The sequence below is a fragment of the Dissulfurimicrobium hydrothermale genome (genome assembly GCF_022026155.1).
Classification (GTDB): domain Bacteria; phylum Desulfobacterota; class Dissulfuribacteria; order Dissulfuribacterales; family Sh68; genus Dissulfurimicrobium; species Dissulfurimicrobium hydrothermale.
The window spans coordinates 1,132,030-1,145,010 of record NZ_CP085041.1; the positions used below are offsets into that span (position 1 = coordinate 1,132,030).

Sequence of the window (12,981 nt, forward strand, 5' to 3'; positions counted from 1 at the left end):
TGAAAAATATATTAGGCAACGACAATGCCGCCGTCTTTTAACTCAATAGTCAGTATGTCCCCCTTCTTGGTCTTGCCAGAGAGAATGGCGTCTGCGATCTGATCTTTTATTGTCTGTTGTATAAGGCGACCAAGGGGTCTTGCGCCGTATTTGGGATCATAGCCATGCTTTGCAAGCCATGAACGGGCCTCATTACATACCTTGAGGCCTATTTTTTTGGCTGCAAGTTGGGCTTCCACCTCCTTTAACATCTTGTCCACAACACGTATCATAACATCAGGGGTGAGTGGATTGAATTGCACGATCGCATCTAACCGATTCCTGAATTCAGGGGTGAATGTCTGTTTTACAGCCTCTGTGCCTTTGTGGGTGGTATTTTCAAGATCTTGCCCGAATCCTATGGTCCTACCTTCCATCTCTCTTGCCCCTGCATTAGATGTCATTATCAGTATGACGTTTCTGAAGCTGGTTTTTCTGCCAGTATTGTCCGTAAGCGTTGCATGGTCCATGATCTGTAGAAGGATATTGAATACGTCAGGGTGGGCCTTTTCTATCTCGTCCAATAATAAGACGCAATGCGGATTTCTTCTTATGGCCTCGGTGAGCAATCCACCCTGATCGAATCCGACATAGCCTGGAGGGGCACCTATTAACCTCGCGACCGCATGTCTTTCCATGTACTCACTCATGTCAATGCGGTGGAAGCCTATGTTCAGGAGCGACGCGGTCTGCCGGGCGAGTTCGGTCTTGCCTACCCCTGTCGGGCCAACAAAGAGGAAGGACCCTATCGGGCGGTCGGGATGAGAAAGCCCTGCGTGTGCGCGCCTGATGGCCTTTGAAATGAGATCAATTGCGCTGTTTTGTCCGAATATTAATGATTTCAGCGATGATTCAAAACCATCGAGCTTGAGTCTTGATGCACGCGAAATGGACTTGGCTGGTATCTGTGCCATCTTTGCCACGACGCATTCTATATGACGGGCCGTCACTAGTCTGGGGCTGTCGCTGGATGACATAAGCCTCAGAGACGCCGCCGCTTCGTCTATTACGTCGATGGCCTTGTCGGGAAGATATCGGTCTGTCAGATACCTTGCAGACAGCTCTACAGCCGTCTTCAATGCTTCATCCGTATATCTCACCTTATGATACCTTTCATAATTCAATTTTACACCCTTCATGATCTTGATGCTTTCAGGTATCGCAGGCTCCTTTATCTCTATCCTCTGGAATCTGCGTGAAATAGCCCGGTCTTTTTCAAAGAAGTTTCTGTATTCCTCATAAGTAGTGGCACCTATGCACCTCAGTTCGCCGCTTGCAAGGACCGGTTTCAGTATATTCGCTGCGTCCATTGAACCGCCGCTTGTGGCGCCTGCACCGACAAGGGTGTGGATTTCGTCTATAAACAGGATGGCGCCTGGCGTTTGTTGCAGCCTGGCTATAACATCCTTGAGCCTTGATTCGAACTCGCCCCTGTATTTGGTTCCGGCGATGAGCGCGCCTAGGTCCAGGGCGAATATCTGCGCCCCGGCAAGGGCCGGCGGCACACTTTTTTTCCAGATGCAGAGCGCCAGTCCTTCGGCTATAGCTGTCTTCCCAACGCCTGGTTCGCCGACGAGCACTGGGTTGTTTTTCCGCCGCCTGCAAAGTATCTGCATGGTCCTTTCCAACTCCAGTTCACGCCCGATCAGGGGGTCTATTTCACCTGCCGCTGCTTTTTTGATGAGATTTGAGGTAAAGGCCTCAAGCGGATCTCTTTGATCTTCATCGGCGTCAGGCACCCTGTCAAGGGGGCACGGTTCATCTGATGGGCGTCCAGCAGGGTCATGGCTGGCCTTTGTAATGCCATGAGAGATGTAATTTAATACATCAAGGCGGCTTATCCCCTCTAGTTTAAGGAAATATGCGGCATATGATTCATGTTCGGTCATGATCGCTGACAGCAGGTCGCCGATCTCGGCGCGTTTTTTGCCGGCGGATTGGCAGTGCATTATGGTGATTTGGAGCACCCTTTGAAGTGCAAGGGTAGGTTTTGGCGCCTCAGTGTGCCTTTCCGTTTTTTCAAGGTGGGTATCAAAAAAATTTTCCACGCGCGCCTTGATCCGGTCCGGTTTGCCGCCGCATGCCCTTATGAGCCTTGATCCGGCTTCATGGTTTATGATGGCATACAACAGGTGTTCCAGCGAGAGAAATTCATGACCCCTTAGATGCGCCTCACGGTTTGCAATATTTAGGATCAGGTCTATGTCTTTACTTATCATGGTCTTTACCTTTGTCTTTAAATATATATTAAACCATGCCTTAAATAGATGATAGGGCTTATCATTTAGGACCTATTAAAAAAACGAACAGCCTGGTCGTTCATAACCGTATCTTTAGTTTCGGCTGGGGATTGGGTGGTGAAAGGGATGCACTTTATCGTGCAACACCCTTCCATACATCGGCGATGTGCCTCCAGGCTGGATCCTGGGCTGTAGAAAAGGGGGTCCATCAGGCCTCTTCGCAACTGGCGAGGAGTGGAAATCCGTTTGCAGCCGCCAAGGCATGCACCATTTCCACCTTCGTCTCAGCCAGTTCCTTTGGGTAGAGGCCGCATACACCGCTGCCTTCATTATGAATACGCAGCATGATGTTGGTCGCCTCCTGTTGAGATTTATTAAATATCTCCATCAGCACCTTCACCACAAATTCCATGGTTGTGTAGTCGTCATTATAGAGTAGGACCTTGAACATGGGGGGTTCTTGTATATTTTGATCCAGCTCCAGTTCCAGTGCTTGGAGCGGCCCTTCCTTGGCCAGCCGTTTACTCATAGCGATTATTTACCTGCATGTATATTAGAAATTCGGTATTGCCTCTTATTCCAAGGATTGGTGAGGGCGTGACGCCGATTACGTCTAGACCCAGGTCGTATTTGAAGAAATGGATCAAGTCATCCACCGCCTCTTGCCTAGAGGCTGGATCTTTGACTATTCCCCCCCTCTCAACCCTTTCCCTTGCCACCTCGAATTGAGGTTTTATAAGGGCAACTATCTTCCCTCCAGGTTTCATGAAGCGGAGGAGTGCCGGCGTCACCGCCTTAAGCGATATAAAGGAGACATCCACCGCCGCTATCTCTATAGGATCGCGGATGGCGTCGCCTGGGAGATGACGTATATTCGTGCGTTCCATCAAGACAACCCTTGGATCGTTTCTTAAGACCCAATCCATTTGGCCATATCCAACGTCTACTGCATAGACCTTCAGCGCCCCGTTTTTTAGGAGGCAATCGGTGAATCCTCCAGTCGAGGCCCCTACATCCATACATATAAGCCCTGAAACGTTGATTGAAAAGTAGCTAAGGGCATGGATGAGTTTTATCCCACCGCGGCTTACATAGGGATGAGAAGGAGTTGTTATCTCTATGTCTGAATCGATCAGGACTGCTGTGCCTGCCTTATCTGACAGAAGGCCGTTTACCTTTACCTTGCCGGCGCCTATCAATGCCTGCGCCTTGTCCACAGCAGGGGCAAGGCCTCTTTTGACCAGCAGAAGGTCAAGGCGTATCTTTTTCTTTGCCATGTCAGGTATTGTTTGGTAGTTTTGTTTTGACATATGACCATATGATTGGTTTATTGTTTTGAAACCTTTGTCAAGATTGATATTAAACTCATTTATATTTTTTGGGAATTCCCTAACAAAGGCAAGGAGTGAAAAGAGATGTCGGTTACAAAAGAAGCGGTTTTGGAGGCCTTGAAGGGGGTTGATGACCCTGAACTCCATAAAAGTCTGGTGGATCTGGGGATGATACATGAGATAGAGATAGCTGGCGATGCCGTTAAGGTGACCGTTGCCCTGACCATGGCAGGCTGCCCCCTTAAGAATAAGATCAGAGCGGATGTCGAAGATGCGGTGCGAGCCATAAAGGGTGTAAGTCATGTTGAGGTGGTCTTGGGGACGATGACGTCTGAGGAGCGGGCAAGGCTTATGGGGGAGGCGCCATCTGAGATGGATGGAATGAAGGGCATAAAATACATTATAGCCATAGGGAGCGGCAAGGGTGGGGTTGGAAAGACCACTGTAACGGTCAATCTAGCTATAGCACTTAAGAATTTTGGGGCCAGGGTGGGCATCCTCGATGCAGACATGCACGGCCCTGACATCCCGATTATGCTAGGCATTGATGAGCATCCAGTTGGTATGGGTGGGATGCTCCTGCCTCTCGAGAAATACGGCGTCAAGATGATGTCTGCTGGCTCCCTTGCAGGGGCCGGGGCACCTATCATCTGGCGCGGGCCGCTTGTGAATAAGGCTATAAAGGAGTTTCTTGGTCATGTCATGTGGGGCGATCTTGACTATCTTCTTATAGATTTGCCGCCAGGTACAGGGGACGCCGCGATTACGGTAGCGAATACAATTCCTTTAAACGGCGTTATTATGGTGACGACCCCTCAAAAAGTGGCGCTTGAAGACGTTCGCAGGGCGATAGGTCTTTTCAGGAGTAAGGAGATCAGGGTACTTGGTATAGTGGAGAATATGTCATTTTTCCGCCTGCCAGGCGAGGCAGGGGAGATGGTCGACATTTTTGGAAGCGGTGGCGGGGAGAGACTTGCCAAGGCCTTTAAGGTACCTCTCCTTGGCAAGATACCTATCGACCCGGCCATACGAAAGGGCGGAGACGAAGGGCGGCCCGTGACACTGGATGCAGGAGGCGAGGTTGCCCTTGCATTTGCCGGCATTGCAGAACAGGTGATCTCTGAGTTCAGATGCGGGCGTTAAAACGGTGGCAGATAACGGGCTGAACATATTTAATGAAATAGCCAGGGAATATGACCTGTGGTATGAAGATAACGCCATTTTTTTAAATGAATTAAACGCATTAAAATTGGCCACTTCAACCGTTGGTCTTGGTCCTGGCGTTTCCATAGAGATAGGTGTCGGCTCAGGGAGGTTCGCTCACGCCCTCTCGATCGGATTCGGCATAGACCCTGCCATTGAACCCCTCAAGATTTCAAGGTCACGCAATATCTTTGTTGTTCAGGCGCGCGCCGAGGCCGTTCCGTTTAAATCGCGCACGTTCGACAGCGTCTTCTTTATCACGTCTCTGTGTTTTGTGGATGATCATATTATGGCACTCCGCGAGGCTGCAAGGGTCGTTAAAAAGGGTGGACTGGTTATAGTGGGCCTTATACCTGGCGAATCTCCATGGGGCGTATTTTATCAGAAAAAAAAGGAAGAAGGGCACAAGGTCTATAGACATGCACGGTTTTTCAATTCAGAAGGGTTGATATTGTTGGCGATGAAAGAAGGGCTTTTGTTGAAAAGTGCAGTGTCGACACTATTTCAGCCTCCGAATGCAAGAGAATATATCTCGGAGGCCCCGAAAAACGGTGCAGCTAAAGGGGCCGGATTTCATGTGCTGGTTTTTATTAATGATAATGCTTGAAGGAAGATCAAGGCCATATTGCATAATATGCATGGGGACCGGAAGTCCAGGTCTATATCCGATACGTGTATAATATATTTTGTCTTGAATGGTTCGGGCATGCGGATGCCATGACTGGCCTCCAGGAGACGGGTGGCAAAAGGGTGTGGGGGTTCAGGGACAGATAAAATTTTTATTAAACGAAGAGATTCAACGCCATCATGAGGTTAGGTAATGGGAAGATCGATATAGCATAGCAGGAAATCAAACAGTCTGAGATGCTCAAACAGTTCAATATGCCGAGGCCTAGTTCCTCGCCGCATTGGCCTTGCAGTCCAAAAAAACTCTATATTTTTTTTCTTTCGAGGTTATTTCGTCCTGTATGATCTTGGCAAGGTTTAAGAGATCTGCTGGCTGTATTATGAAGTCGGCACCGAGCGAAAAGGCCGTCAGTGGATTGCGGCTATAGGCGTTCGGCATGATAACTACCACAATCGACTGTCTTCTTGTATCAGGCGGCATGAAATTTATATAATCCAAAAACGCATTAATATCTTCCGTAAAGGCAGGGTCTTGTTGATGCAGAAATATGAGGTGGTATGTATTGTATTTAAGTTTTTTTATTAAATCTTTATAGTTTTCTATATATCTTGTTTCATAATTCATAGTTGATAATTGTTCTTTTATATTTGTTTTGAGTAATTCGTTTTTTGAATATACGAGAGCCGTTTTTATTTCTGGTGGGAATATCTCATGATCTTGTATTATATCTTCTATTTCTTTTATAGAAAAATTTGTAGTCATTTTGACTTCTTCCTCTCTTTTTATTGCACTTTGATTAATTGTTATTGTACTTTTACATTTTGGGCATTTTAAATAAAAACATCCTTTTTTAAATAATTTATTGTCGTCGATATAATAATGTTGTCCACATCCACTGCATGTAATTTTCATCATTATTATCTTTTTCTTTGTATATCCCAATCCATATCGATCTTTAATTCTTCGATATCTGATGTTTTTTCACCTTTGGTGTTTTTTATATGGTCTATTCCTATCCTTACAGCTGATTTGCTGGTTGCATATGTTATTGCAGTATCTTCATCTATTATACCTTCTGAGAAAAGTTTGATGATATGTTGGTCGAATGTTTGCATATGATAGCTTTTCCCAGCCTCGATGATTTCATAAAAAGTCTTTCCTTCTGATTCACCGTTTATGATAGAGTCTTTGACCCTTACATTGTTTTGCATGATTTCGAATATGGCAACGCGCCCGCCATTGATTTTCGGAAGAAGTCTCTGGCCTACAACCCATTTTAAGGAATCAGCAAGGCGAGAGCGTATTTGGCGTTCTTCTTCTGTGTCGAACATGCCGAGTATCCTGTTTATTGTATGGCCTGCGCTTATTGTATGGAGGGTCGAAAAGACCAAGTGTCCTGTTTCAGCGGCGTTGAACGCTATCTCAGCGGTCTCTCTGTCGCGCATCTCTCCTACAAGTATGACATGGGGCGCCTGACGTAGCGCCGCTCTCAGGCCGTTTGCATACGTATCAAAGTCTGTCCCAAGCTCCCTTTGATTAAATGTGGCCCTTTTCTGTTGATGCAGATATTCGATCGGGTCTTCAAGCGTGATTACATGCAGAGGGAAGTTTTCATTTATCTCATTCAATATTGTGGCTAAAGACGTAGTCTTTCCTGCGCCAGTGGCACCTGTAAAGAGGATGATCCCGTTTTTTTCCCTTGCCATCAGTTTGAAGCATTGCGGCAGACCTAATTCGTCTATGGTCGGGACCTTGTTGGCCAGGAGACGCATCACTATACTCAAGAAACCCTTTTGAGAAAATATGTTGACTCGGAAGCGCGGACCTTCTTTGATATGATAAGACAGATCGCATGAACCATGCCTAAGCAGATCCGTGATGAGGCGCCTGTTGTTGCCAAGAAGGGAAAGCGCTATCGTTTCGGTGTGGAAAGGCGTTAATTTTCCGCCGGCCAAGGGGAAGTTAGCTGCGTGAAGCTGCCCATCCGCCGCTACCTGACATGGCTTTCCTACGGTAAAATTGAGGTCTGATATCCGTGGATGGGCCGCAAGGAGTTCGTTTAGAACGATGTCCAGCTCTATCCGTCTCATCTATGCCACCTCTGTAAAATCCAATGGGGCGCTCTTTGCAAAGGGTTTAAATCTCGCCTTGTCAACGCATTTGTTGTACGCCTCATCCGGATCGATCTTCCCTGCCTGGAGGAGTTCCATAATGGCATCATCGAGGGTTTGCATCCCATATTTCTTGCCGGTCTGCATTAAAGACGGCAACTGGTATGTCTTGCCTTCACGGATGAGATTCCTCACCGCAGGGGTTGCAATGAGTATTTCAAAGGCAACGCACCTGCCCTTTATATCAATTCTTTTAAACATGGTCTGCGATATGACTGCCCTTAAGGCATCGGCAAGCGTGGCCCTTATCTGCGGTTGTTGGTGTGCAGGGAATATCTCTATCACCCTGTCAACTGTCTTTGCGGCGCTTATGGTATGGAGAGTGGCCATTACGAGGTGGCCGGTCATGGCCGCCTCTATAGCGAGTGAAATGGTTTCAAGGTCCCTCATCTCACCCACCAGGATGATGTCAGGATCCTCACGGAGCGCCCCTCGTAAGGCGGCATGGAACGACTTGGTATGGGTGCCCACCTCCCTATGGTTGATAAGACAGCCCTTGTTTTCGTGCACAAACTCGATAGGGTCTTCTATGGTGATTATATGATCCTTGCGGTGTTGGTTTGCATAGTCGATCATTGCGGCAAGCGTTGTGGACTTGCCGCTGCCTGTAGGGCCTGTGACTAGCACAAGGCCCCTTGGCAGCATGGCCAGCTTAGTGATTACAGGGGCAAGCCCAAGCTGCTCTGCCGATAGTACTCGGTTTGGGATTTCTCTAAATACAGCCCCTACACCGTATTTCTGCATGAAAAAATTCACCCTGTATCTGGCAAATCCTGGGATCTCGTAGCCGAAGTCTATATCTCCGGTCTCTTCAAAGGCCTTTATCTTGTTTTCAGGCGTTATTTCATATAGCATGGCCTTTAGCTCGTCGTTTTCCAGTACCTTGTACTTGACCCTCTGGAGATCTCCCCTTATGCGTAGTATGGGTGGAGAATTTGACGTCAGATGTAGGTCCGATGCCCCTTGTTCGTTCATAAGTTTAAAAAAAGCGTCGATCTTTGCCATTGAAGACCTTTCCTCCCTGGAATTTGAGTGCCGTTTCGATTGGATCGATAAGTAATGAGGGCGTAAATGCCATTGGGCTGCTTTTCAAATTAGATTGTAACATTAAAATTTATCGGATATACCAAAGATTAGCTTAAACCTGGTGATTAAAACAAAATATAAATAAAAAGACCACTCATGACAAATCATAAGATTTCAATTATACGCATGGAAGGGGTTTTGAAGAGATATCCTCCTGACATTGTAGCTCTTTATGATATAAATTTAGATGTGGACAAAGGCGAGTTTCTCTTCGTCACAGGTCAGAGCGGTTCGGGCAAGACCACCCTTCTGCGCCTCCTGTGTTGCGCAGACAGGCCTTCTTCAGGTGAGATATACATAGACGGCATCGCCCTCTCCACGGTTACCCCTTCGCAGCTCCCTTTTATTAGGAGAAAGATAGGGGTGATATTTCAAGACTTTAAGTTGCTTGAGCGGCGTACAGTATTTGAAAATGTAGCATTGAGCCTCGAGGTGATCGGACTTACGCGTGAACAGCTTGAGCGGCGCGTGAGACAGATCCTCGAAAGGCTTGGGCTCGGCAATAAGATGGATCGCTTTCCACTGCAGCTCTCGGGCGGTGAACAGCAAAGGGTCGCGATAGCACGGGCGGTTGCGAATCGTCCTCAGATAATATTGGCTGATGAGCCGACCGGAAATCTTGATAGATCGAGGGCCAAAGAGGTTATGTCAATACTAGAGGAGTTAAACGCAGAGGGTGCGACAGTAATATGTGCGACCCACAACGAACGCCTTTATGAACACGGTTATAAAAGGATCCTGAGATTGGTTGATGGGAAATTGACACCATGAATCTAGGCATAGCCTTTAAGAGGGCGTTTTTCGACCTCAAAAGACGCATCGTTATCCACTTAATGACCGCTGCGGTGGTCACCCTATCTGTCCTGATCTTCACCTTTTTTTATTTCATTTATTTTAATCTCGAGCATTTTGTCGAGCGGTTCGGGACCGAGTTGGGCCTTGTGGTCTTCTTAAAACAGGATGTTGCAGCGGCGCAGATTCCGGATATATATCAACGTTTTTTAAGGTTGCCCGAGGTTGAATCTGTGAAATATGTTTCCAGAGAAGAGGCCATGAGAAGGCTTGTGGCGTTTCTGAAGGACGAAAAGGATGTCTTGGAAGGGGTTGATCCTGGCTTCCTTCCCTCTTCTTTTGAATTGCAGATGAAGAAGGGGTTTCGAGCCCCTGAAAATATGCAGTCCCTTGCGGCGCAGATCGAGAAGTGGCCAGGCATATCAGAGGTCAAATACGGCAAAGAATGGATGGAAAAACTCAAGGCCTTTTTGAAGACGGCAAAGGTGGTCGTATGGATAAGTGCGATTTTTCTCTTATTGGCTGCGGCCTTTGTGGTATCGAGTACTATAAGGCTTGTATTTTATGAAAGACGGGAGGAGATAGAGATACTCAGGTTGGTTGGGGCGACCCGCGGGTTTATCCAGGGCCCGTTCCTTATCCAGGCCCTTATACAAGGCCTTCTGGGGGCGTCTTTGGCAGTATGCATCGTATTTTTCTGCTATCTTTACCTGAAAGGTCTCGTTACCGGATCCGCGTTCTTGATGGGGGTAGGGTTTTGCTTTTTGCCCTGGCTGCATGTCGCATTGATTATTATATTTAGCGGTTTCGTCTGTACTATATGGACGGCCTTTGTTATGAGGGGGCCTCTTAGTCTGTGATGATGCGCCTTTTAGCGCTTGTCCTTTTAAGCCTGGCTTTTTTTGTGGTTACTGAGGCAGGTTGTGAGGCAAGTGATCGAAACGGGAATGCCGTTTCCAAGCCTTCTGGCAACTTGGCGTTGGTGCAAAAAGAGTTTGCTGGCCAGGCGAAAAAAGTCAGCGAGCTAGAACTTAAAAGACAATCCATTCTTGATGAGCTGCGCAGATTTGATGAAAAGATTGTTAGACAGTGGACATTGATCGATAGCCTCAAAAAGAAGAGGACCGAGATGGAGTTGAGGCTTTTGGACATTAAAAACGACTATGAAAGACAATATATGGCCTTTCAGGATATCAGCAGGCATATAGAAACTAGGTTGAGGGCGATCAGTAAGGTTGGCGCAATAGGCATGCTCAATATATTATTCTCTGCATCGACGATACCTGAGATGATCTCCTATGAAAACTATATAAAATTGATACTGGATCATGATCGCAAAATAAGGGATGCATATTTGTTGCGGTTAAAGAGGCTTTATCAGACAAAAAAAGATATGGAAGATGAGGAAGGGCTTCTTGTCAAGACGGCAAAGGATATAGAGGCACAGACGTTGTTGCTTGAGACTCAAAGGAAGGAGAGACAGGCCTATCTTGCACAGATTGAAAAACAGATGGAAGGCCACAAGGCGCTTTTGCGGGACATTAAAAAAGCGGCACAATCCCTTCAGGATATTGCCGCCGGACCTGGTCAAATGGGTTCGGCTTCAGGAAGGAGAGTGGGGATTGGAGAAGGAAAGGATGCGGAGAATTACTCATTCGCAGCACAGAGGGGCGAATTGCCACTGCCTGTGGATGGGCGCATCATAATGAGCGACAGGAACGGCGGTCAGAGAAAGATGCCCGGCATTATCATTCAGGCACCTTTAGGTGCGGAAATAAGGGCTGTCTTTGATGGAAGGGTGGTATATTGTAATGAATTGCCGGGATATGGAAATGTGCTGATAATAGATCACGGCGGTGGTTATTACAGTCTCACGGCCCAGGGGAGGTTTTTCAGATCCGTTGGTGATAGGGTTATGGAAGGGGATGTCATAGGGGTTGTAGACGGCGGGCCCTTGGTGTCTGAGGGGATATATTTTGAATTGAGACATGGTAGGGTCCAAATAAATCCATTGAAATGGTTGAATGTCAAAAACTGATCATTGCTTATTGCCTATCTTTTTAAATAGTGCTTTAATGTTTGTAATTCAATCGAGGTATATAAAAGATGTTTAGGTCTCCAAGAGCCATTCGCAAGTGGGCGGTTATAGCCGCCTTTTCCCTGTTTTTTATAGCCGCCGGCATCTATCAAGCCCATTATCTGTCTGCAGCCAAGGAAGGTGGGACCTATGAGCAATTAAAGCTCTTTGCCACAGTCTTTGATCTTGTCCAACGTAACTATGTGGAGGAAGTCAATCCACAAAAACTTATATATGGCGCCATTCAGGGCATGCTTACATCGCTTGATCCCCATTCCTCTTTTCTCACACCAGATGAATATAAAGAGCTTCAAGTGGAGACCAAGGGCGTATTCTCCGGAATTGGTATAGAGATAAGCATGAAAGACGGCATAATTACGGTTGTTTCGCCCATAGAAGGCACGCCAGCTGACAAGGCAGGGCTGAAGGCGAACGACAAGATAATAAAGATAGGCAATAAGAGCACCAAAGATATGACGCTGATGGAGGCTGTAAAGCTCTTGAGGGGCGAAAGAGGCACCAAGGTCACGATCACGGTCTTCCGCGATGGATGGACGCAGCCTAAGGATTTTACCATCACGAGAGACGTAATCCCTATCAAAAGCGTGCATTCAAGGATGCTTGAAGATGGTTACGGGTATATAAGAATCAGTAATTTTCAGACCAATACGACCTCTGATTTTGAAAAGGCCTTGTCAGAGTTAGAGGGCAAGAGCGGCGGGCTCAAGGGCCTGGTTCTTGACCTGCGGAATGATCCAGGTGGTCTTCTGGATCAGGCGGTGAGTATTTCCAACGAGTTTATAAACAAAGGCCTTATTGTTTATACGGATGGCAGGATGCCCGATCAGAAGATGAGATTCGATGCCCGTCCTAAAAAACATGTCAGAAAGTACCCCATTGTGGTGTTGGTCAACGAGGGGACAGCCAGCGCCTCAGAGATAGTGGCTGGCGCGCTTCAGGACCACAAGAGGGCTATAATTATGGGCACGCAGACCTTTGGAAAGGGCTCCGTGCAGACCATTATTCCCCTGGAAGACGGTTCGGCGGTCAGGCTGACAACAGCGAGATATTATACACCGAATGGGAGATCCATCCAGGCAAAGGGGATAACGCCTGATATAGTAGTGCCCTATATACCTCAGACAAAGGCTGAAGAAAACGGCGAACCCACGCATTTCCTTAAGGAGCGGGACCTTGACGGCCATTTGCCAAGTGAAGACGATAAGACGTCCAAGACCAAAAAAGAGAGGCGTCAGATCGACGAACAGCAAAAGGGTAACATTTCGTTAGACCACAAACCGCTGGATAATCAGGTCGAAGAAGCCCTCAGGATATTAAAGGCGTGGTCTTTGTTTACTCAGCTTTCAGGAAAGACCGTTACGGCCGCAGCCGCCAACTGAGAGCCTTTGGATCT

The 12,981-nt window shown here is 47.2% G+C and carries 12 protein-coding genes; 6 read left to right on the forward strand and 6 right to left on the reverse strand.

What is annotated here, in order from left to right; all coding sequences use genetic code 11:
* Positions 1-11: 11 nt before the first annotated feature.
* From clpA to LGS26_RS05450, 3 genes are all read right to left on the reverse strand, one after another.
* Positions 12-2,258, reverse strand: a complete 2,247-nt coding sequence (gene clpA, locus LGS26_RS05440; RefSeq protein ID WP_237887688.1) for an ATP-dependent Clp protease ATP-binding subunit ClpA — start codon at positions 2,256-2,258, stop codon at positions 12-14.
* A 229-nt stretch (positions 2,259-2,487) separates the two neighbouring features.
* Positions 2,488-2,808, reverse strand: a complete 321-nt coding sequence (clpS, locus tag LGS26_RS05445; protein WP_237887690.1) for an ATP-dependent Clp protease adapter ClpS — start codon at positions 2,806-2,808, stop codon at positions 2,488-2,490.
* A complete protein-coding gene (locus tag LGS26_RS05450) occupies positions 2,801-3,556 on the reverse strand; it encodes a TlyA family RNA methyltransferase (protein WP_237887692.1) in 756 nt (251 codons plus the stop codon). The genes clpS and LGS26_RS05450 overlap by 8 nt, the downstream gene beginning before the upstream one ends.
* Before the next feature lie 138 nt (positions 3,557-3,694).
* Here LGS26_RS05450 and LGS26_RS05455 point away from each other — a divergent pair, with 138 nt between their 5' ends.
* Both LGS26_RS05455 and LGS26_RS05460 read left to right on the forward strand, forming a co-directional pair.
* On the forward strand, positions 3,695-4,753 hold the full coding sequence (locus LGS26_RS05455; protein WP_237887694.1) for an Mrp/NBP35 family ATP-binding protein: 1,059 nt from the start codon (positions 3,695-3,697) through the stop codon (positions 4,751-4,753).
* Between the two features lie 4 nt (positions 4,754-4,757).
* Entirely contained in the window at positions 4,758-5,420 is a 663-nt protein-coding gene (locus tag LGS26_RS05460; protein WP_237887696.1) for a class I SAM-dependent methyltransferase, read from the forward strand.
* A gap of 285 nt (positions 5,421-5,705) precedes the next feature.
* Here LGS26_RS05460 and LGS26_RS05465 read toward each other — a convergent pair whose 3' ends face one another.
* From LGS26_RS05465 to LGS26_RS05475, 3 genes are read right to left on the reverse strand one after another with little or no spacing between them, the layout of a single operon-like run.
* The gene (locus LGS26_RS05465; protein WP_237887698.1) at positions 5,706-6,383 is read right to left on the reverse strand and encodes a zinc-ribbon domain-containing protein; all 678 of its coding nucleotides are present in this window, start codon (positions 6,381-6,383) and stop codon (positions 5,706-5,708) included.
* Positions 6,359-7,531, reverse strand: coding sequence for a type IV pilus twitching motility protein PilT (locus tag LGS26_RS05470; RefSeq protein WP_237887700.1), 1,173 nt, complete (start codon positions 7,529-7,531; stop codon positions 6,359-6,361). Before LGS26_RS05470 ends, LGS26_RS05465 begins: the two co-directional genes overlap by 25 nt.
* The gene (locus LGS26_RS05475; protein ID WP_237887701.1) at positions 7,532-8,617 is read right to left on the reverse strand and encodes a type IV pilus twitching motility protein PilT; all 1,086 of its coding nucleotides are present in this window, start codon (positions 8,615-8,617) and stop codon (positions 7,532-7,534) included.
* Positions 8,618-8,794: 177 nt separating this feature from the next.
* Here LGS26_RS05475 and ftsE point away from each other — a divergent pair, with 177 nt between their 5' ends.
* From ftsE to LGS26_RS05495, 4 genes are all read left to right on the forward strand, one after another.
* Entirely contained in the window at positions 8,795-9,469 is a 675-nt protein-coding gene (gene ftsE, locus LGS26_RS05480) for a cell division ATP-binding protein FtsE (RefSeq protein ID WP_237887703.1), read from the forward strand.
* Entirely contained in the window at positions 9,466-10,350 is an 885-nt protein-coding gene (locus LGS26_RS05485; protein WP_237887705.1) for a cell division protein FtsX, read from the forward strand. Before ftsE ends, LGS26_RS05485 begins: the two co-directional genes overlap by 4 nt.
* A complete protein-coding gene (locus tag LGS26_RS05490) occupies positions 10,350-11,528 on the forward strand; it encodes a murein hydrolase activator EnvC family protein (RefSeq protein ID WP_237887707.1) in 1,179 nt (392 codons plus the stop codon). The genes LGS26_RS05485 and LGS26_RS05490 overlap by 1 nt, the downstream gene beginning before the upstream one ends.
* A 68-nt stretch (positions 11,529-11,596) precedes the next feature.
* The gene (locus tag LGS26_RS05495) at positions 11,597-12,967 is read left to right on the forward strand and encodes a S41 family peptidase (protein WP_237887708.1); all 1,371 of its coding nucleotides are present in this window, start codon (positions 11,597-11,599) and stop codon (positions 12,965-12,967) included.
* Positions 12,968-12,981: the final 14 nt, after the last annotated feature.

Coding starts and splice junctions, on each gene's coding strand:
- LGS26_RS05495 (WP_237887708.1), top strand. CDS start 11,597: ATGTTTAGGTCTCCAAGAGCCATTCGCAAGTGGGCGGTTATAGCCGCC.
- LGS26_RS05475 (WP_237887701.1), bottom strand. CDS start 8,617: ATGGCAAAGATCGACGCTTTTTTTAAACTTATGAACGAACAAGGGGCA.
- LGS26_RS05490 (WP_237887707.1), top strand. CDS start 10,350: ATGATGCGCCTTTTAGCGCTTGTCCTTTTAAGCCTGGCTTTTTTTGTG.
- LGS26_RS05485 (WP_237887705.1), top strand. CDS start 9,466: ATGAATCTAGGCATAGCCTTTAAGAGGGCGTTTTTCGACCTCAAAAGA.
- ftsE (WP_237887703.1), top strand. CDS start 8,795: ATGACAAATCATAAGATTTCAATTATACGCATGGAAGGGGTTTTGAAG.
- LGS26_RS05470 (WP_237887700.1), bottom strand. CDS start 7,531: ATGAGACGGATAGAGCTGGACATCGTTCTAAACGAACTCCTTGCGGCC.
- LGS26_RS05455 (WP_237887694.1), top strand. CDS start 3,695: ATGTCGGTTACAAAAGAAGCGGTTTTGGAGGCCTTGAAGGGGGTTGAT.
- clpS (WP_237887690.1), bottom strand. CDS start 2,808: ATGAGTAAACGGCTGGCCAAGGAAGGGCCGCTCCAAGCACTGGAACTG.
- clpA (WP_237887688.1), bottom strand. CDS start 2,258: ATGATAAGTAAAGACATAGACCTGATCCTAAATATTGCAAACCGTGAG.
- LGS26_RS05450 (WP_237887692.1), bottom strand. CDS start 3,556: ATGGCAAAGAAAAAGATACGCCTTGACCTTCTGCTGGTCAAAAGAGGC.